At 68.1% G+C, this 18,752-nt stretch carries 17 protein-coding genes and 1 tRNA gene; 4 read left to right on the top strand and 14 right to left on the bottom strand.

The window, feature by feature from the left end; genetic code table 11:
- Positions 1 to 52 precede the first annotated feature (52 nt).
- Complete coding sequence (locus tag ACFY3V_RS27920; protein WP_362898087.1) at positions 53 to 694, bottom strand: hypothetical protein; 642 nt, start codon at positions 692 to 694, stop codon at positions 53 to 55.
- A gap of 410 nt (positions 695 to 1,104) precedes the next feature.
- Between ACFY3V_RS27920 and ACFY3V_RS27915 the strand changes: the two genes are divergently transcribed.
- The gene (locus ACFY3V_RS27915; RefSeq protein ID WP_389777670.1) at positions 1,105 to 1,716 is read left to right on the top strand and encodes a DUF6461 domain-containing protein; all 612 of its coding nucleotides are present in this window, start codon (positions 1,105 to 1,107) and stop codon (positions 1,714 to 1,716) included.
- Here ACFY3V_RS27915 and ACFY3V_RS27910 read toward each other — a convergent pair whose 3' ends face one another.
- Positions 1,717 to 2,931 carry an XRE family transcriptional regulator gene (locus ACFY3V_RS27910; protein WP_389777668.1) on the bottom strand — a complete coding sequence of 405 codons (1,215 nt, stop codon included), beginning with the start codon at positions 2,929 to 2,931 and terminating at the stop codon, positions 1,717 to 1,719.
- A gap of 246 nt (positions 2,932 to 3,177) precedes the next feature.
- Here ACFY3V_RS27910 and ACFY3V_RS27905 point away from each other — a divergent pair, with 246 nt between their 5' ends.
- Complete coding sequence (locus ACFY3V_RS27905) at positions 3,178 to 3,555, top strand: hypothetical protein (RefSeq protein WP_389777666.1); 378 nt, start codon at positions 3,178 to 3,180, stop codon at positions 3,553 to 3,555.
- Positions 3,556 to 3,557: 2 nt separating this feature from the next.
- Positions 3,558 to 3,809, top strand: coding sequence for a hypothetical protein (locus ACFY3V_RS27900; RefSeq protein ID WP_389777665.1), 252 nt, complete (start codon positions 3,558 to 3,560; stop codon positions 3,807 to 3,809).
- Positions 3,810 to 4,360: 551 nt separating this feature from the next.
- Here the strand turns inward: ACFY3V_RS27900 and ACFY3V_RS27895 are convergent.
- Positions 4,361 to 5,128, bottom strand: coding sequence for a hypothetical protein (locus tag ACFY3V_RS27895; protein WP_389777663.1), 768 nt, complete (start codon positions 5,126 to 5,128; stop codon positions 4,361 to 4,363).
- Positions 5,129 to 5,760: 632 nt separating this feature from the next.
- Here ACFY3V_RS27895 and ACFY3V_RS27890 point away from each other — a divergent pair.
- Positions 5,761 to 6,177: a tyrosine-type recombinase/integrase gene (locus ACFY3V_RS27890; RefSeq protein WP_389777661.1), complete on the top strand. Its 417-nt coding sequence runs from the start codon at positions 5,761 to 5,763 to the stop codon at positions 6,175 to 6,177.
- A 53-nt stretch (positions 6,178 to 6,230) separates the two neighbouring features.
- Here ACFY3V_RS27890 and ACFY3V_RS27885 read toward each other — a convergent pair whose 3' ends face one another.
- The 11 genes from ACFY3V_RS27885 to ACFY3V_RS27835 all read right to left on the bottom strand — a co-directional run bounded on the left by ACFY3V_RS27885 (position 6,231) and on the right by ACFY3V_RS27835 (position 18,552).
- Positions 6,231 to 6,635 (bottom strand): hypothetical protein, encoded by a 405-nt coding sequence (locus tag ACFY3V_RS27885; RefSeq protein ID WP_389777659.1) that lies wholly within the window; start codon positions 6,633 to 6,635, stop codon positions 6,231 to 6,233.
- A 160-nt stretch (positions 6,636 to 6,795) separates the two neighbouring features.
- Positions 6,796 to 6,872, bottom strand: a tRNA-Thr gene (locus ACFY3V_RS27880).
- A 63-nt stretch (positions 6,873 to 6,935) separates the two neighbouring features.
- Positions 6,936 to 8,438, bottom strand: a complete 1,503-nt coding sequence (locus ACFY3V_RS27875) for an alpha/beta hydrolase (protein ID WP_389777657.1) — start codon at positions 8,436 to 8,438, stop codon at positions 6,936 to 6,938.
- Positions 8,439 to 8,738: 300 nt separating this feature from the next.
- Positions 8,739 to 9,596 carry a stage 0 sporulation family protein gene (locus tag ACFY3V_RS27870; RefSeq protein WP_389777655.1) on the bottom strand — a complete coding sequence of 286 codons (858 nt, stop codon included), beginning with the start codon at positions 9,594 to 9,596 and terminating at the stop codon, positions 8,739 to 8,741.
- Positions 9,597 to 9,782: 186 nt separating this feature from the next.
- On the bottom strand, positions 9,783 to 10,451 hold the full coding sequence (locus tag ACFY3V_RS27865; protein WP_389777653.1) for a permease-like cell division protein FtsX: 669 nt from the start codon (positions 10,449 to 10,451) through the stop codon (positions 9,783 to 9,785).
- Positions 10,448 to 10,975, bottom strand: a complete 528-nt coding sequence (locus ACFY3V_RS27860; RefSeq protein ID WP_389777651.1) for a SigE family RNA polymerase sigma factor — start codon at positions 10,973 to 10,975, stop codon at positions 10,448 to 10,450. Before ACFY3V_RS27860 ends, ACFY3V_RS27865 begins: the two co-directional genes overlap by 4 nt.
- A gap of 125 nt (positions 10,976 to 11,100) precedes the next feature.
- Entirely contained in the window at positions 11,101 to 12,255 is a 1,155-nt protein-coding gene (locus ACFY3V_RS27855) for a glycosyltransferase family 4 protein (protein WP_350941614.1), read from the bottom strand.
- Positions 12,252 to 13,022 carry a hypothetical protein gene (locus ACFY3V_RS27850; RefSeq protein WP_389777648.1) on the bottom strand — a complete coding sequence of 257 codons (771 nt, stop codon included), beginning with the start codon at positions 13,020 to 13,022 and terminating at the stop codon, positions 12,252 to 12,254. Before ACFY3V_RS27850 ends, ACFY3V_RS27855 begins: the two co-directional genes overlap by 4 nt.
- 594 nt (positions 13,023 to 13,616) lie before the next feature.
- Positions 13,617 to 14,798: a DNA polymerase III subunit delta' gene (locus tag ACFY3V_RS27845; protein WP_362898098.1), complete on the bottom strand. Its 1,182-nt coding sequence runs from the start codon at positions 14,796 to 14,798 to the stop codon at positions 13,617 to 13,619.
- A gap of 29 nt (positions 14,799 to 14,827) precedes the next feature.
- Positions 14,828 to 16,888, bottom strand: a complete 2,061-nt coding sequence (gene tmk, locus ACFY3V_RS27840) for a dTMP kinase (protein WP_362898100.1) — start codon at positions 16,886 to 16,888, stop codon at positions 14,828 to 14,830.
- A gap of 248 nt (positions 16,889 to 17,136) precedes the next feature.
- Positions 17,137 to 18,552 (bottom strand): metallophosphoesterase, encoded by a 1,416-nt coding sequence (locus ACFY3V_RS27835; RefSeq protein WP_389777643.1) that lies wholly within the window; start codon positions 18,550 to 18,552, stop codon positions 17,137 to 17,139.
- Between the last annotated feature and the right edge of the window lie 200 nt (positions 18,553 to 18,752).

Raw genomic sequence — 18,752 nt, 5'->3', positions numbered from 1 at the left:
CTTTCACCTGGAAAGTTTGCGTAAGTCGATTCAACGTTGACTTCGAGACCGTTTACTGGGCGTCCCGCAGCTTTGGTACTGCCACCCTCGCGGCCCGCTTGCTGAGGCCGGGATCGAACGTCGCAAAAAAACCGTCGCTCACCAGCAGCGTGACGGTGTTCTTGACTCTGATGAGCACAACGTCCATCGCATGGACCGGACTGATTTTCGCCTCGGGGACCGTCTCGCTGTACCTGATCCCATACACCCAGTCCCCGAGTTTGCCGATGGAGAGCTTGGTGATCCTCTCCCTGACACCATCGGCACTCGTGTTGCCCCTGGTGCAGTCACGAACCATGACCTTGCCCACCGTCTGCCAACGAGCCATCTGGGCGGGAGTGCCGCTTATGGCGAACTGCTTGACGCCCGACGGCTTGCCCTCCTCGTCGATGAAGACCGCCGCCTTACTTCCGAGGAGGGGTTTCAGCGCCTTGATAACCTTCACGCACTTTTTTGTGCGGGCCGTTTTGGAGTCCAGCGCCTCGCGGTTGCGCTTCGAGTTGGGGGTGTAATCATCGCCCAGGTCCTCAGGAGTGATGAGGGCGGCGCGCAACTGGGCCGAAGTCAGAGGCTTGACGGGGGCTGCGGCCATGGCGGGAGCGGTGGAAGCCAGCAGAAGAGCGGCGGCGAGGCCGCCTAAGATCGCGGGGGGCATGGAACGGCATCCTAGAGTTTCTCGACCCAAACGATCAATGAGCGCCATGAGGCGGCGCAGGTTGCCGATATTTCCCACGCGCACAATCGGGACGCGACACGACAGAGGCCCTCCCGGACGAACCGGAAGGGCCTCTGACTTGGGAGCCGCCTTGGGGAATCGAACCCCAGACCCCTTCATTACGAGGGAAACCAGGAGGGGGCGGGACCTTGGCTTATACCCGCCCCCACCTGCGCATACGGTCTACGGTGATCCACCGGCGTCCGTGGTTGTCCGGGGTCGTTGTCACGCAGTTGGTCACTCAGCAATTCCCTTTGCCTGGCCTCGTCAGAACCACTTCCGCGTCGGACGGCATGATCCTTGTCGGTGACGGTTGGCATCATGCCCCCTGTCTGATCTAGGGAGTCATGGTGACAGACCCATACGCGGGATTCCGCTGGCTCGATGGGCTGTGGGCGGGTGATATCTACTGCGCGTCCTTCGTGCGAGATCTCTCTCCGCGTGAGGCACTTACCCGGTTCGGGACCGACGCGAGCACGATCGAAGAAGTGACCTACGAAAAGGTATGCGAACGTGCGGTAGCAGGCTGGGAAGCCTCCCCGAGGGCTCTTCCCGGTTACCTCGGTGCCGTAGAAGTCGGCAGTTGGACGCTCATCGTCGAGCCGTTCGGATGGGGAGCCGCAGGTCCGGATGTGCGGGCACGAGTCTCCCGTGGAACAGAGATCGTGGTGATCACTCGGCACGAGTACTCCACGCAGGAGTTCATCCACGAGATCGATGGCGAAACGATCACCTATTTCGATCTCATTGCCCCTGAGCGGCGCTGGGGCAGCGATCCAAACCGTTGGGTGGACGCCATGCGCGAAGTGGGGCTGGATCCCGACCAGGACGACTCCATGGGGCCGCACCCGGATTTCGGGTTCGCGAACGTGTTCGCCCTGGCTAGCAAGATCACCAAGATCCACCTTTCGGAGGACGTGCTTGGCAAGCCCTTCCTCGGCGCGGAGACTAACGAGAAATGATCACCTTGTCTGGTCTTCGACGTGGCCAGCAGTTGCAAGAGCTTCCTGCAAGGTGGTCACCTGATATGACTTCCTCTGCCTGAGAAGAGCTGTGACGTCGATCAGCTCCTTACGGGCGTGCCGGTTCAGCGCGACGGCGTCAGCCACGATGGGCAGGCTCACCTGGACTGCCGCCGCCGCGTCTCCTGCCTCGGCGTGGGCTCTGGCCAGACATGAGCCGTACCAAGCCCGGTCGCGTTTGTAGCTCTCTGGCAGGCCGGACAGTCCATCCGTCAGCAGATCGATCGCCTTCGACCAGTTGGCAAGGTACAGCTCGGTCATGCCGCGCTGGAGGCGGAACCACGTCTCGTCGTAGAAGTACATCCACACCGGCTCGTCGTCGGCGTGCTCGGCCGCCTGGCGGATCAGCGCCTCGGCCTCGTCCAGCAGCGTGCGGGCGGGCCTGGCGTCACCGGCGAGCGCGTGACCTCGGGCGGCCATCTGCGCGGCCATCCCCCGCACGCCCGGTGTCACCTGGCCGTCGTGCCAGCGGGCCGCGTCGGCGAGTCGAACACACCTGCGGGCATTGCCCGCGCTCCATGCTTGGTGGGCCTTCATGCTGAGCGTGGTGGTGGCCATGTTGACGTCACCGATCTCCAACGCCCAGTCGTGCGCGCGGTCGTACCAGGCCAGCGCGGCGGCCTGGTCGTCGACGTCCAGGGACATCCACGCGACGAACTGGGCGTACTGCGCGGCCAGGTCAACCACCGTGTCGGCCAGCGAACCGCGGGCGCCCTGGGCCAGCTCGACCACCACACCAAGCTGTTGCCGCACAATCCCGAGTAGGGGGCGGGAGCCGATAGTGTCCTCGACCTTGCGGTGTTCTGCCAAACAGGTCTCCAACCACTCCACAGTGCGCTGATCCACACGGCTCGGCTGCTGAAGGGTACGGGTGATCCGTTCGAACATGTCCGCGTCGGGCGCGATAGTCGGCAATGGCAACGCGGGGATCGGAACGCTCAGAACCTCGACGGACGTACGGTCCCGAACCGTCTGCCGATCGCCGAACAACTCGGCCTCGTCGATACCGAACGCACGGCAGTACAGGACGCGATAGGGGTCTTTGGGCTGGTGCCTGCCCGCCTCCCAGTCCTTGATCATGCGAACCAAGGACTCCCGTTCGGGGAAGCGCTCACGCGTGCGGGCGTCAGCAGCTTCGGTGAGCTGCTTGGCCATGTCTCGCTGTGTCCACAGCCGTTGCCGTCGTTCGGCGCGTAGCCGTACGGCCCAGCCCGGAAGATCGCGCATCGCGTACTCCTCAGGGGAGAGTCGGGGATCCGCTCGTCTCCCCCAGTCTCTCCTAGTCGCACTGTCAGCGGGCGTGTCTGCGGCGATGTGATGGAGAGACCGCGCAAATGGCGGGACCCGCAGGCGATCTCAGCGCCGTACGGGTCCCTTGATCGCACACTGGAGGTGCGACCCATGGACAACTGTAGAGCCGTCCCAACCGCCGTTGACGAGGCGACGGTGGAGATCCACGACAAGGCGCTGGCCCTCGTCCAACGGCTTCTCATCGAGCGGGGAATCCGCGCCCACCGTCACCACACGATCAGTCTCGGACTGTTCGCCAACAGTGCGGCGGCCTGGCCCGATCAGCCGCCGTTGCGGTCGTGGATGGAGCGCTACCCGCCGGAGCTGACCGTGAAGGGTCGGCAGGGCTGGTGTGTGGCCACGGTGACCATGGGACCGCGCTCGGGCAGCTACCTGGTCTCTCTTCGCGACGGCGCGGACCTTCAGGCGGTACGGAGCGAGCATCCGGAAAAGGTGGTCGCCCTGATCGTGGCTGCTCGGGGGAGGTGACCGTGCACGGCTGGATCATCGTGGGCGATGCGGCCACCAAGCGAGTCAACGGCAAAGAGGTCATCGTCACGGCTGGTAAGTCGGGCGACATCAGGTCGGTCATCAGGGCGTGGGAGGACGCTGAGCGTCACCGGATGCTGTACGAACTGGGCAACCTCGGCCGCCTGGTCGATGCGGCGCTGGCCCGCCTCCAGTCCCACCGCACTCCGGGCAGTCGCGGAAGACACGCGCTGCAAACCGACGACACCAGATGATCACCGATCGGGTGCGGCGACAGACCTCCCGTGGTCGCGTTGCCGTGCTCGACCGGTAATGCCCGTGACTCGGTAACCGTGTCATCCGGTGGCAACCTGACCCGGAGCACAGGGCCGCCAGGCCCGCGCACCGGAAGCAGGGCGGCAGAGTTCTTGATCATCACCGATGGAGGCATTCTGTTGATCACGGAGTGGAGACGGCCGGCGCAATGCCGCAGGCACCCCGAAGGGGCCGCGAAGCGGTTGGGGCCGGTGGTCGGAGCGGCAGGCGGCAGCGCGTACCAGGGACGGCGGGTGCGTTCGGTGCGGCGGGTGCTCGGTGCGGTGGGCGGCGGGGTCCGGCCGTTCGCGCGGCGCGGGCGCGGGACGGGACCGGCGCCCACGCCGCATGCCCGGTCCCGATGTCCGGGCGGCGCGGGCGGGCACGCCCCGCCGTGCGGCGGCGCGGAGCGCTGCCGTCTTGAACCAGTAAAGAAACTCTGAGCCATCCCTCGATCAGCACGGTGGTCTTTCGGGGAGGCTGAGTACGGAAATCAGCGGTAGACGGTGGCTCAGTAGGTGTGGTTGGGCCAGTGAGGGTCCTCCCAGCGGGCGGGGTCAGCGAGGCCGAGCAGCCGTACCCGGTGGAGCAGTTCTTCGGGAGCATTCTGGGCGCGGAGCCGGGCAGGGGCGTGACGGATCAGCCAGGCCGTCAACTCGGTACGCGTCGCTTCCTCGTCCTTCCAGTTCCAGGCTTCCCAAGGGAGCCGGTCTCCCAGTAGGTCGTACTCCCAGTGCGCCACCGCTTCGGCTAGGTGCCGGTCGGCCACGGCGTGCGTCTGTGCTTCCCAGGTGTGCAGCCATGGGCTGAGCGTGGTGGAGGCTTCTGCGCACAGGGCGAGGACCTCGTGAGCAGGCACAGCGGGATCCGGGTCGGTGAGAGTGTGGGCCCACCAGGCGTGCAGGAATTCCCGTACCGCTGCGGCCTGCTCGGCAGGCCACTGCTGCCACTGGCCCAAAGCAAGTGAATACCCGACCTCCTCTATGCCGAACAAGGACTCGACGAGGCCGCTGACGAGGGCCGTGGAGAGCTGGGGAAGAATGCGGCGCAGCACGGATGCGTGGTCATCCCAGTCCTTGGCCTGCCAGGCGGCACGCAGAAGGTCAAGACTCAACTCCACATCCGGCACCTTCAACCGGGCGAGGTCTTCTGCGCTGCCCCAGTGGCACTCGCAGTTCTGCTCGTCGGGGTGGGCGGTCATGCCGCGGAAAGTGACGGCCACTCGGTCCAGCGCGGTGTCGAGACGAAGGCGTGCGGGCGTCCGGTCAAGGTTCGTCATGCGTGTTCGCCTTCAAGGACTCCGGGAGCCTGAGCCAGCCGAAGATCGCTACCTTACCGGACCCATGGTCGCCTGGTGCATCGGCATCTGATGGGACTGGACACTCGATCAGCACCTGTACTGATCTTCGAAGGGCTCTAGATCATGAGGGCGATGCCGTTGTCGGCGAGTTCTTCGGTGGTGAATACCGCGCTGGTGTCGTCGGCGAGTTCGGCGCTATAGCCGATTTCGTAGCGGTTGGCGGGGGCTTTGACCTCGGTGACCTCGATGGGGTGGCCGTTGCTGCAAGGGATACCCGTCCCGGAGCACGATCGCGAGCATCCGCCGCATTCTTCGCTCGGCTCTCAGCAACGCCATCCACGAGGAGTTGATCTCCAAGAACGTCGCCGCGCTGACCGTCCTGCCCAACGCGAGCAAGACCAAGAAGGCCAAGAACCACGGCGTGTGGAACGTCGACGAGGCGCGGAAGTTCCTTGAACACCTGCGGTCGGTGGACGAACCGCTCTATGCCGCGTACGTGCTGATTCTGATTCTCGGCCTGCGGCGGGGCGAGGTTCTCGGGCTCGCATGGGACTGCGTCGACCTCGACGGGGAACAGCTCTGGATCTCCCGCCAGCTCAACCGAGTCCGCGGTGAGCTCCTCCACCGGGAGACGACCAAGACGGAGGACTCGGCGACCTCTCTGCCTCTGCATAGCGGCGCTCCGGGATCGCCAGCGGATTCAGGAAAAGGCCCGCCAGGACGCCGGGAAGAGGTGGAAGCACTCCGACCTCGTGTTCACCACGAAGAACGGGACCCCGATCGAGCCGCGCAACTTCTACCGGTCCTTTGAGCGCTACTGCGAGAGGGCCGGTGTCCCCCGCATCCGCGTCCACGACACTCGGCACACCTGCGCCTCGCTCCTGGCTGCGCTCGACGTTCATCCTCGGGTCGCGATGCGCATCCTCCGGCACTCGCAGATCTCGGTGACCATGAACGTCTACACACAGGTCCCTTCCCCCGAGACCCGCAAGGCTCTCGGTCGGCTCAATCAGAGCCTCGACGGCTGACGGTTCCCAACACACCCTGTGCGATAAGCCCTCCCAATCAGCCGGGAGGGCTTTTAGCCGTTGAACCAGGTTCTCGCAGAAGGAAGCGACAGCAGGAAGAGCACGACAACCGGCATGATCAAAGTGAGGCCGATCGGAGCATAGTCGTAGAGATCGGACCCAAAAGTGACCATCACGAAACGGCCAAGGATCGTCAGTCCCTCAAGCGAGATCACAGCAACCTGGACTCGTCTACTTCGAGAGTGCCACTTCGTGGCCAGCCAACCGATCAGCAGTGCGGTCACGGTGATGAAGCAGAGTACGCGGACCTCCGCCGGTCTGGAATCGCCCAGTACACCCGCCAGGAGAGCGAGCAGCAGCCCTGCCCCCAGCAGCCCCGCCGCCCCCTGGAGCGTCATGACGAACTGAGCACTTCTCACCGTGGACGGCATGTATTTGATCTTGACAGGCTCAGCCATGGCACCTCTTGGAGACGAAGAAAGGCAGGGCTTATCCCCGGCCAACTGAACAGAGCCCACCGAAGTTCCGCAACTGTCGACTGTGAGAGCCCGTTGCTGTATTTCGCTGCTGTACGGCATGCAAAAGGCCCTCCCGGATCATCCGGGAGGGCCTCTGAGCTGGAGCCGCCTTGGGGAATCGAACCCCAGACCCCTTCATTACGAGTGAAGTGCTCTGGCCGACTGAGCTAAGGCGGCGTGCCGTGTTCACCACGGCCTACGGCAGTCTACAGGCTCCCAGAGCCTTCTCGCGCCTTGGAATCACCCGATCTTGGGGCAGCGGGTCCCGTTCTTGGGGACGGCCAGATCGATCAGGTAGTCGTCCACCAGGCGGTCCACGCACGTCGAACCGGTCAGGTACGCGGTGTGCCCGTCGCCGTCGAAACCGACGAGGACACCGGAGGAGAGCTGGGAGGCGAGGGCCTCGGACCACTGATAGGGGGTGGCCGGGTCGCGCAGGGTGCCGACGACCATGATGGGCGGGGCTCCGGGGGCGTCGATCTTCTCCCGTGGGCCTCCCTTGACCGGCCAGTACGCGCAGGGCAGCGAGCTCCACATCACGTACGCGCCGAAGAGAGGGGCCTCCTTGGCCGCCTCGCGGGCCGCCGCGGCGTAGGCGGCCGAGTCGGCGGGGTAGGGGGCGTCGACGCAGTTGACGGCGAGGTTGGACTCAGTCTGGTTGGTGTACTCGCCGCTCGCCTCGCGGTCGATCAACAGGTCGGCCATGCGGAGCAGGGTGGTGCCGTCGCCCTTCAGCGCCCGGTCGAGCGCCTGCCTGAGCACCGGCCAGGCCTGCCGGTCGTAGAGCGGGGTGATCAGGCCGAGGGTGGTCCAGGCCTCGGTCACCGTACGGCCGTCGCCCGTCCCGTTGCTCAGGGGGGTCGTGTCCGCGCGGCGGAGCAGGGCGGCGATCTCCTCGCGGGCGGAGGCGACGGAGCCGCGGAAGGGGCAGTCGGTGGCCGCGAGGCAGTCTTCGAGGAACGCGTCGAGGGCGACCTCGAAACCGCGTGCCTGCGCGGTGTTCATCTCCAGCGGGCCGAGCGAGGGGTCCACGGCGCCGTCCAGGACGAGGGCGCGGACGCGGTCGGGGAAGAGGTCCGCGTAGGCCGCACCCAGTTGGGTGCCGTACGACTTGCCGAGGTAGGTGAGGCGGTCGTCGCCGACGGCGGCGCGGAGCAGGTCCATGTCCCTGGCGGCGTTGGCCGTGCCGACGTACGGCAGGAGTTTGCCCGAGCGGGCCTGGCAGCCGGAGGCGAACCGCCGCGAGCCCTCCTCCAGCATGGTGACCTCGCCCGGCGAGTCGGGCGAGCTGTCGAGGCCGACGTAGGTGTCCAGCTCGCTCGACGACAGGCACCGGACGGGCGAGGAGTCGCCGACCCCGCGCGGGTCGAAGCCCACGACGTCGAAGCGGTCTCGTACGGCCTTGCTCACCGCCGTGCGGGCACTTCGGGCGTACTGGACCCCGGAGGCGCCGGGGCCGCCGGGGTTGATGAGAATCGAGCCGATCCGGTCACCGGAGGCGGGAAGCCGGATCACGCTGATCTCGATCTTCTCGCCGTCCGGCTTGCTGTGGTCGAGGGGAACGGGGAGTTTCGCGCACTCGAATCCGTCCCCGCAGTCTTTCCAGGCGAGCGACGACCCCCCTACCTCGCCACCGCCCGTACCGCTGCCCCCATCGCCGCTGCCGGCGTTGGCGCCGGTTCCGGTGCACGCGCTCGCCAGCAGGGCCACCGCCGCCAGTACGGCGGCCACATGGGATCTCACGCCTTGTCCGCTCCGTAGTCCGTGGGTCGGGATCGCACGCGGGTCCGGCGGGGGGAGCCGACGCGCGCGGAGAGGCTGACCGCTCGCATCCTACGCCCGCGCGGGCTCAGTCGGCCGTCGAACCCGAGCGCCACACGGGCTCAGCGGTCATCGAAACGCGAACCCTCGCGCGGGCTCAAGCAGCCGTCGACCACACAGGCTCAGCGGGCGTTGAAACCGAGCCCTCGCGCGGGCTCAAGCGGTCGGCGACCGCGCGGGCTCGGGCGGCCGCTGAAACCCGGGCGCCCGCGCGGCCTCCGGTCATCCCTCAGGGCCGCCGTCGGCGACCTTCACCGCGTCCCCGTACGCCGCGTCGTGCTGCTTGCGCGGGGAGCACACCGACGCGGACGGGCACGCGCAGCGGCGGCCGCCCTCCTCAAGGCGGACCACGACGGAGTCGGAGGGTACGTTGCGACCCACGACGGTTCCCGCCCCTTCGGGGGTGTCGACCTTCAGCCCGAGGCGGGGCATCCTGCTGTGCGCGTCGAGGTAGAGGGGGTGCTCGTACTTCAGGCAGCACATCAGCCGTCCACACGCCCCCGCGATGCGCAGCGGGTTCACCGGCAGGTCCTGGTCCTTGGCCATCCGGACGGAGACCGGCTCGAAGTCCTTGAGGAAGGTGGCGCAGCACAGGTCGCGGCCGCAGGGGCCGATGCCGCCCTGGAGGCGGGCCTCGTCGCGGGGGCCGATCTGGCGCAGCTCCACCCGGGCGCGCAGGTTACGGGCCAGGTCGCGGACGAGGGCGCGGAAGTCGACCCGCTGTGGGGCGGAGAAATAGACCGTGTAGACGTTCTCGGCGTCGGTGTAGTCGACGCCGACGACCTTCATGGGCAGCGTGTGCCGCTTGATCAGACGCTTGGAGACGCTGCGGGCCTCGGCGCGGCGTCGCTTGTTGCCCTCGTCACGGGTGAGGTGCTCCTCGGTCGCGATGCCCTCGCACACCGGCAGCCCGCCGACCTCCTCGCTCGTCCACTGTGGCGCCCAGACGCACTCGGCCACCTCGGGGCCCGCGTCGGTGGGAACCAGCACCTTGTCTCCGACCTTGGGAGTGTGCTCACCGGGATCGAGGTAGTACAACCTGCCGTAGCGGGTGAAACTCACCGCCATGATCATGCCCATATGGCTCCAAACCTGGGGGTACGGCTCGTGCTCACCTTATGCGTCATGCCCTCGGATGTGGGGTGCCATCCGAGGGCGATCATGGACAAGCCATCCGACAATGCCGGACGAGCCTGACGGTGCCGCACACCAGGCTCGTCCGGCCCCGGTCGTGGGTCGTGCCCCATCCGTGCCCCCGTCGTCGGCTCAGCCCGGCTCCGGCACCTCGAACGCCGGGAACGAGCACTGCTCCGGCTCCGACCACGGAAGGACGTACTCGACGAGCGACCACAGCGACGCGTTTCTCAGCATGCAGGGCGTATCGATCGCGTTGGACACCCCCGGCAGTTCGCCCATGGCGCGGGCGACAGCCTTGGAGTCCGCCTCCGGCCTGAGCCAGGCTCGGAAGGACTCCGGCATGTCCTCGACGGCTATCGCCTTCAGCAACGTGGAGTTGTCCGCGTTGTAGCTCCGGAATTTCTCCAACGCCTGCCGGCGATCCTCGAAAAGGACCCTTTCCACCTCGGGCCGGGCCTCCAGTGTCCGTCGGATCTCCGCCTTCTCGTCCTCGGTTATCGCATGGTCGCACGTGGGGAAGGCGTCGTCCTGTTTGCAGAGGAAGACCGCCACATCGGCGTCGCCGGGCTGCTCGACGCCGCTCATCGCCATGGCGACGATGTTCTCCCTCGACAGCGAGGAGACCTCTTTAAGCCGTACGACTCCGAAGGCCGTCACCGCGACGGCGAGGGCCACGGCGGCGACCCTGAAGGGAGTCCTGGAGCGGCGGCGGGCAGGGACGGTGAGCGGGCGGACGTTCTCGGCGGTCGCGGCGGCGGTGGAGAGGGCGTCGCGGAGGCGGTTCTCGATGTCGGTCATGACTCCTCCTTGAGCATCCGGGCGAGGGCGGCGAGCCCGCGCGCGAGGGTGGAACGGGCGGTGCCGGCGGCGATGCCCATGGTCTCGGCGATCTCCTGGTCGGACAGGTCCAGGTAGTAACGGAGGGTCAGCGCCTCCCGCTGCCTCCTGGGCAGCGCGCGCAGGGCCACGAGCACCTCGCGGCGTTCCTCGCCGAGCAGCGCGGCGTGCTCGGCGGACCAGACCGGCGGTTCGTACGGCGCGGCCCACCGGAAGGCGACCGCGCGGCGGCGCAGCACCGACCGCGACCCGTTGAGTACCGCCGAACGGATGTAGGTCAGCGCCCTGTCCGGGTCGCGCAGACGGCGCCGTCCCGCGTGGGTACGGGTGAACGCCTCCTGTACGACGTCCTCGGCGGTGGCCTGGTCGCCCACCATGAGCAGCGCCAGCCGTACCAGCCCGAGGTGATGTTCGGCGAAGAGCGTCGCGATGTCGACGCGGTCCCTGGCGAGGGGCTCTCCGTGGGAGAGCAGTTCGACTTCCACATCACAGAGACGCCATGCCGGGCCTTCTGCTGCTTCGCCCGGCCCACGGGTTCCGCCCCGTCCGCGCTCTCCCCGCCTGCGGCCCCCTTCCGGCCCACGTGTCCCGCCCGGCGCGCGGGCTCGGCTCAGCGGCCGAGTTCGGCGAAGGACTTCTCCCAGCGGTCGGCGATCATGGAGATGTCGTAGCTCCTGGCCGTCTGGAGGGCGTTCTCGGCCATCCGGCGGCGCCCCTCCTCGTCGTCGATCATCTGGATCAGTCCGGCGGCCAGGGCGTCCACGTCGTCCGCGGGAACGAGCAGCCCGTCGATCCCGGGCGTGATGATCTCGCGAGGTCCACGGGGACAGTCGAAACTGACCACCGGCACCCCGGAGGCGAACGCCTCGATGATGGTCATGCCGAAGCCCTCGAAACGAGAGCTGACCACGTGGATCGAGGCCTTGGCGAGCTCGCCCTCGATGTCTCCCGTGGGCCCCATGAACGTGACGTTGTTGTGCAGGCGCAGCTTGACGGACTGCTTGATCAGCTTGTCGCCGACCCGGCCCTCGCCGTAGATGCGCAGCTTCCAGTCCGGGCGCTCCCTGGCCACCCGGGCGAACGCCTTCAGCAGGCGGTCGTACCCCTTGACCGGCACCAGCCTGCCCGCGGCCAGCACGATCCGGTTCTCCTGCCGGGAGCGCGGACGCGGGCCGCCGGGCAGCCCGTTGCCGATGGTGAACACCTGGGTGGGCGCCCCGTCGAGCATCTTCCGGTAGTCGTGCTCGTCGGCCTCGGTGAGGGTCACCACGGCGTCGAGCTTCGGATACCACGTCCGGATCTCCTCGAAGATCCCGGGCTGGTGTGCCTCGAAGTGCAGGTGCTCCTGGGCGATCGTGATGACCCGTTTGCGCGCGTACCTCGCGGCCATGATGTTGAGCCCCGCGCGGGTGGTGATCAGCACGTCGCTGCGGAGCCTGCGCAGCTCGCGAACGAGAACCTCGTCGCTCCAGGCGCTGAAGGAGGCGTACGCGCGCTCCTCGGGGTGGATCAGCGCGCTCTCCCGCGCGCTCAGCCGCTCGGCCTTCTTCGTGTACGGCCAGCGGACCCTGGCCCCCTCCCGCAGGTCCACCAGTGACCGCAGGCGAACCTGGGAGCCCAACGGCAGGAAGGGGACGTCGGCGTGCTGGAAGACGCTGACGATCTCGACCTCGTGCCGCTCGGACATCGCCGTGGCCAGGTCGAAGGTGGCGCGGATGGTTCCGCCCATGCCGTAGGCGTTGAGGATGAGAAAGGAGATCTTCACGTGCTCTCCTCCTCGACGCTGAGCGCGACGGCGAGGCTGTCGGTATCGGTGTAGTACGGCCGGACCCTCACCTGTCCCACGCGCTGGGCCGGGAACCGAATTTTGGTCTTCTTATCCGTTATGTCATCAAGGCGAGTCGCGAGCGGCAGACGGGTTCCGGAGAACTCCGCGTAGAGATCCCAGAAGACCCGGCGCCGTACCTGCGTCTCGGCCATCGGCGCGATCTCGATCCCGCCGTCGAACCACCGCCCCTGGAAGTTCGCGGGCCCGCTCACGGGCTCGGGTCCCCGGCGCGCCACCGCCACGAGTTTCGCCGCGCCCCGGATCGGCTCGCCGTACGCGACGGCGCCCTCGACCTCGATCACCCCGTCCTCCGCGGTCACGCGGATCACCTCGACGTACGGCTCGACCTCGCGGACCCGCAGGCCCAGCGTCCCGACAGAGGTGCGAAACGCCCTGATCTCTCGGTTTCTGGGGGTCTCCGCGTAGGCCCACAGGCCGTCGAGCGAGAATCCCGGGTCGTCGGTGGCGATGGGCTCACCGCCTCGCGACGCCGTCCAGATGCCGGCGGAGAGTGCCTTCAGGTTCGCGGCCTCGCACTCCTCGCCGGTCTCCACGTGCCGCAGAACGATCCCGGGATCGTTCCCGTCGGCCCCATGGACCGGCTGCGGCCACTCGATTCTCAGCGTGTCGTCGTCGCCCACACGGCTCGTGACGGCCCGCTCCTTCGCGGGCGGAATCCCGCCGTAACGTGCCCCAATGCTCACCAAGAGTCCCCCGGTCCTCGCTGCTCATCCCCATAGAGCAGGACACTGTCCACCGATTTATAACGAAATAACCTATTTTGCCGTTTAATCTTAACGACCCGTACTCGTACTTTGAGGTGACTTAGCGATGAATGGTTCCACCTAATCGGAAACAGACGGATAGCGACTACTTGATGAGGGTTACCAACTACCCTCCCACCAGCAGATATTCAGCCACCGACCAGGAAAACTGGAAAATGTCCGATGTCGGCCAGAGCCTTCCCCGAACGGCCCCGGCCCGGGTGTCGCGACGAACGAGCGGGCATCGCGCCGTCGATCCGCGCCCCGGGGACGGCGGGCGGTAATCGGGCCCTCGCGGCGTGGAACCGGCCCCCTGGACGGCACTCCCTGAAAGCGGCACCCCGAGCCCCGCGTGATCTCACAGCCGAGTCCGGCGGCCCCGTACGACCGGATAAGACCGGTCCGGAATCGGCCTGGTAAGGCGGCCAGGGCCGGTTCACAGCTGGTTCAGGCTGGTTTAATCGGGTTCAGGACGGTTTAAGCCCATTCAAGGTCGGCGAACCCCGCCCAGTCCGATCCGGGGACGGCCGCGGCTCAAAGCACAGGCCTGTGCAGCGAGATGGTCATCGACTCGACCGCCATCTGCGGACTGACGTTGGACGCCAGTCGCCTCCGGCAGCGCATGATCGCGTCGATCCTGCGCAGGGTGTCTTCCGGTGTGGAGGCACGGGCCAGTTCGTCCAGGTCGGCGCGGCGGTCCTCACTCGCCAGCTCCACGTGCGCGCCGAACTGCACCGCCAGCACATCGCGGTAGAACGCCACCAGGTCGAGCAGGGAGGCGTCGATGACGTCGCGCTTGGTGCGGGTCGCCCTGGACTTCTGACGGTCCTCGAGATCCTTGAGCGCCCCGGCGCCGCCGCGGATCAGGCCCCTGTTGAGCCCCTTGCCCGTGGAGCCCTCGCCGTAGGCCTGCCGCAGCTCGGTGATCTCCGACTCGTTCAGCACCGCGGTGACCGCGGCGGCCTCGTCCTCGGCGGTCTTCACCAGCCGCTCGGCGGCCATCACGCACTCCCCCACACCGGTCAGCGACCGGGGGATGGACAGCACCGCCTCGCGGCGCGCACGCGCGTCCCCGTCCAGGGCGAGCCTGCGGGCACGGTCGATATGCCCCTGGGCGGCCCTGGCCGCGAACTCCGCCATCGCCGGCGGCACGTTCTCTCGGGTGGCCAGCACGTGGGCGACCGCCGCGGCGGGCGGGGTGACGAGCGTGACGATCCGGCATCGGGACCTGATGGTGATCATCATGTCGTCCGGGGAGGGCGCGCAGAGCAGCCACACCGTCCTCGGCGGCGGCTCCTCGATGGCCTTGAGCAGCGCGTTGGACGCCCCCTCGGTCGCCCGGTCGGCGTCCTCGAACAGCACGACCCGCCAGCGGCCCAGCGTCGGCGCCCCGGCCGCGCGCAGGATGAGCCGCCGGGTGTCCTTGATGCCGTACGAGAGCCCCTGCGGGCGGACGATCTCCAGGTCGGGGTGGGAGCCGACCGCCACCTGGTGGCACATGTCGCAGTGGCCGCACCCCTGGTCCGGGCAGAACAGCGCGGCGGTGAACGCCCGCGCGGCCTCCTCACGACCGGATCCGGGCGGCCCGGTGAACAACCACGCGTGGGTCATCCCGGCGCCGCGCCCCCCGGCCAGCAGATCGGCCCCGGCCGCCGCCGCCCGGCGGAGCGTCGCGGCGGCCCGCTCCTGCCCCACAAGATCGTCAAAGACTCCCACGCCCCCAACCTACCGCCGGGGACGCGGGCTCAGTCGCGGATCGCGGGCATCGTCCCGGTGACGTCCTCCGACTCCTGCGGCACCGGGTCGGGCAGGATCTCGCGGATCCGGTCGTGGACGATCGAGGAGATCTGGTTCTGTGGCAGGGTCCCGTCGACGACCAGGTAGCGGTCGGGCTCGGCGGCGGCCAGTGCCCGGAACTCACGACGGACGCGCTCGTGAAACTCCAGAGGCTCCGACTCGATGCGGTCGGCGGCCCCGCCCAGCCGGGCCAGTCCCACCGAAGGCGGGGTGTCGATGAGCACGGTGAGATCGGGAACAAGCCCCCCGGTGGCCCAATTGTTGATCATCGTGACGTCCTCGGTGTCCAGGGCACGGCCCGCGCCCTGGTAGGCGAGCGACGAGTCGACGTAGCGATCGGAGATCACCATCGAACCCCGGTACAGCGCCGGACGGATGACCTTCTCCACGTGCTCGGCCCGGTCCGCCGCGTACAGCAGCGCCTCGGACCTCGCCGACAGTCCCTGGTGCACGGCGTCGAGCAGGATCGCCCGCAGCCGCATCCCCACCTTGGTCGAGCCGGGCTCACGGGTCTGCACGACGTCGAAGCCCTGGTCGCGCAGCCAGATCGCGAGCAACCTGGACTGGGTGGTCTTCCCCGACCCCTCACCCCCCTCGAACGCGATGAACATCCCGCGCCCCTGCTCGGCGCTCTCGGGGGCGAAGCGCTCCCCGCGCACCGCGGCGAACAGGTCGGCGACGATCGAGACGCCCCTGCGGTCGTCCATCTGCCGCAGCGCGACGATCCCGACGATCACCGCGAGCAGCCCGCCGACCAGCAGGACCAGGTTCGAGCCGTCGAACCGGTAGACCGGCTCCAGGCCGACCCTGATCTGGCGCTCGCCGAACAGGCCCGCCAGGGTCGGCGCGACCGCGACGACCAGCAGCAGGGTCACCCGGGCCAGCGACTGCAGGAAGGAGAACGTGCGGCCCCGCAGGCTGTCGTCCACCTCCAGCCCGATCATGGTGTAGCCGATGATCCAGGCGATTCCCGCGCACGCGCCGAGCAGCACAGTCAGCAGGACGACGATCACCAGGTTGTGGACGAGGGCGACCGCGACGAGGACGAGCCCCGCCACCACGATCGACAGGCCGAACAGCCTCCGCCGCGACAGCTCCCTCAGCAGCCTGGGCCCGAAGAACATACCGGAGGCCATACCGACGAAGACCGCGCCGAAGACCACACCGTACGCCGCGTCACCGCCGCCCAGCGCCTCCACGTAAATCTTGGCCACCCCGACCACCGCGCCACCGGCGGCGAACGCGCCCAGCATGCCGATGATCAGACCGCGGATCAGCCGGTTGCCGCCGACGAACCGCCAGCCCTCGAAGATCTGCCGCAGCACCGACGGCGTGGAGGTGGCCCGCGCTCCGCTCTTCGGGATGTCCTTGAGCGAGAAGATGATGACGGCGGAGACCAGGTAGGCGAGCGCGTTGATGAACAGCGCCAGGTAGGTCTCGCGCTGGGCGAGGAACGGCACCAGCCTGCCCAGGACGTCGTCGGCGACGGAAAGCAGCGCGAACAGCAGCGCGGCGACGGGCGCTGTGCCGTACGTGACCAGGAGGTTGAGCTGGTTGGCCTCCTCCAGCCGCTCCTTGGGCACCAGGTTGGGCACCGTGGCGTCCTTGGCCGGAACCCAGAAGAGGTTGACGCACTCGACCAGGAACGTAGCGATGATCACCCACTGGTAGCTGCCGACCAGCGGGATCGACAGCACCAGCGCGAAGCGCAGGAGATCGCAGAAGAACATCGTCAGCCGCCGGTCGAACCGGTCGGCGAACGCCCCCGCGAGCGGCCCCAGCAGGATGGCCGGAAGCATCTTCGCCACGAAGACGCCGCCGATGGCCAGGCTCTGAACCTGGTAGCCCGACGCCGCGGTGAGATTGCCCGCCAGGGCGGTCAGCGCGAGGAGGTTGAGCCAGTCTCCCAGGCTGCATACCGACATCGCCGTCCACAGCTTGCGGAACGGGGCGTTGGCCAGCACGTGGGGGGTCTTGCGTCGCGCGGTGCTCCGGCCAGGGGTGGTCATAGTGTCAGCGTATCCAGATGCTCGCTGGGCTTGGGAAAACACGAGCCAGGCGGAGATACCCGGCTACCCGTCGCACGAGGGTAATACGCCGGCACCGCCCCCCGCAGGTCACACCCGCGAAAAGAGGCGCTCGGTACGACTGTTTCCAGAGGTGCTGCCGTTGGGGCCCCAAAAGTGCCTCCGGTGGAATTTCCAGAGGTGCTCGCCACGGACTCCGGGAAGGTGTGCCCAAGACCGGGTGTCCGGGGTCACTCGTTCCGGACTTCCAGAAGAGTGATCTCGGGCGGTGCGCCCACCCGGACCGGCGGCCCCCAGAAGCCCGCGCCCCGCGTCACGTAGACCTGGGTGCCGTCCACCTCGCCGAGGCCGGAGACGACCGGTTGCTGCATCGGGATGACCAGGTTGAACGGGACCATCTGGCCTCCGTGCGTGTGCCCGGACAGCTGGAGGTCCACGCCGTACGTCGCCGCCTGGACGGCCTGGACCGGCTGGTGGGCGAGCAGGACGGTGGACCGGGAACGGTCACGACCGCCCAGCGCCCGCTCGAAGTCGGGGCCGTCACCCGAGACGACACCGCCGAGATCGTTGACCCCGGCGAGGTCGAGAACGGCTCCCCGGTGGGCGATCTCGACGCGCTCGTTGCCGAGAGGGCGGATGCCGAGCCCGCGCAACTCCTCGATCCACTCCTGCGGACCGTTGGCGGTGTAGTACTCGTGGTTGCCGGTGACGAAGTAGGCGCCGTAGCGGGATTCGAGGTCCTTCAGCGGCACGGCCAGCGAGCCGAGTTCGGCCACCGTACCGTCGACCAGGTCACCGACGACGGCGACCACGTCGGCCTCCAGTGAGTTGATCATGCGGACGAGGCGACGGGCGTGTTCCGTGCCGGTGAGCGGGCCCAGGTGGATGTCGCTCACCACCGCGAACCGCAGGCCGCTCAGGCGCGGATCCAGTCTGGGCAGGACGACCTTGACCGGTTCGATCACCGGGTCGCCGAGAGCCGTCCTCACCCCGAACCCGACCGTGCCCAGCGCCCCCGCCCCGGCGGCGACCGCCGCCGTACGGGCGATGAACAGCCTCCTGCTCATCCCTGCCGGGCCGTACGGTCCTCCTGGGAACCCTCCGTCGCGCCGCGCGTCCCCGGCACCCGGGACGACGATCACGCCACCGATCTCGGTCCCCGGCTTCGAACTCGCCTCGGCCCTCCTCCCGGCCCCCGCCTCGAACCCGGACCGACCGTCGACATCGGACCGGTCGGCGACATCGGGCCGAACGGCGGGCACCGGCTGGGCGGCCATGAACGCGGTCCGCTTCCCCCGAGCGTCGGCCGCGTCAGGTGAAACCGGGCGGCCCTCCGCGCGCCGCTCCGTCCATCTCAGGACCAGCAGGGCCACGCCCCTGGGAATCTCCAGGATCACCAGGAACACGAAGAGGTAGAACATCACCGCGATCCAGAAGAACCCCGGCCAGGCCAGGAAATGGCCCCACTCGCTGCGGGAGGCGACCAACGTCACCGGGGCGAGCACGGCCAGGGCGACGAGAGCCCACGTCAGCACCCGGCGGGTCCGGCCGGGCCTCGTGGTCGAGCCGATCAGGCGACGCCACAGGTAGAAGTGGACCAGCGTGATCGCGCAGATGACCAGCGACACGAAACCCACAACCGTCACTCGCCCCTCCCGCGCCCACCGGCCGTTCCCGGTGCGCTCCGAAGAACGCCCGGGCCGACGAATGCGTTCCCGGAAGCCGGAAGTTCAGAAACCCGGAAGGGTTCCGGTGCCCGGAAGCTCAAAAGCCAGGAAGCCCCTGAAAGCCCGCGAGCCCCCGAAACCCGGGAGCCCGCAGGCTCCCAAAAGCCCGGGAATCCAGA

The sequence above is a fragment of the Streptosporangium sp. NPDC000095 genome, from assembly GCF_042899335.1.
Classification (GTDB): Bacteria; Actinomycetota; Actinomycetes; order Streptosporangiales; family Streptosporangiaceae; genus Streptosporangium.
This window is presented reverse-complemented; position numbering and strand designations above follow the sequence as displayed.

Bases quoted from the DNA above. Each gene is read 5' to 3' on its own strand.
- ACFY3V_RS27920 (WP_362898087.1), bottom strand. From the start codon at position 694: ATGCCCCCCGCGATCTTAGGCGGCCTCGCCGCCGCTCTTCTGCTGGCT.
- ACFY3V_RS27910 (WP_389777668.1), bottom strand. From the start codon at position 2,931: ATGGCCAAGCAGCTCACCGAAGCTGCTGACGCCCGCACGCGTGAGCGC.
- ACFY3V_RS27905 (WP_389777666.1), top strand. From the start codon at position 3,178: ATGGACAACTGTAGAGCCGTCCCAACCGCCGTTGACGAGGCGACGGTG.
- ACFY3V_RS27895 (WP_389777663.1), bottom strand. From the start codon at position 5,128: ATGACGAACCTTGACCGGACGCCCGCACGCCTTCGTCTCGACACCGCG.
- ACFY3V_RS27885 (WP_389777659.1), bottom strand. From the start codon at position 6,635: ATGGCTGAGCCTGTCAAGATCAAATACATGCCGTCCACGGTGAGAAGT.
- ACFY3V_RS27870 (WP_389777655.1), bottom strand. From the start codon at position 9,596: ATGGGCATGATCATGGCGGTGAGTTTCACCCGCTACGGCAGGTTGTAC.
- ACFY3V_RS27865 (WP_389777653.1), bottom strand. From the start codon at position 10,451: ATGACCGACATCGAGAACCGCCTCCGCGACGCCCTCTCCACCGCCGCC.
- tmk (WP_362898100.1), bottom strand. From the start codon at position 16,888: ATGACCACCCCTGGCCGGAGCACCGCGCGACGCAAGACCCCCCACGTG.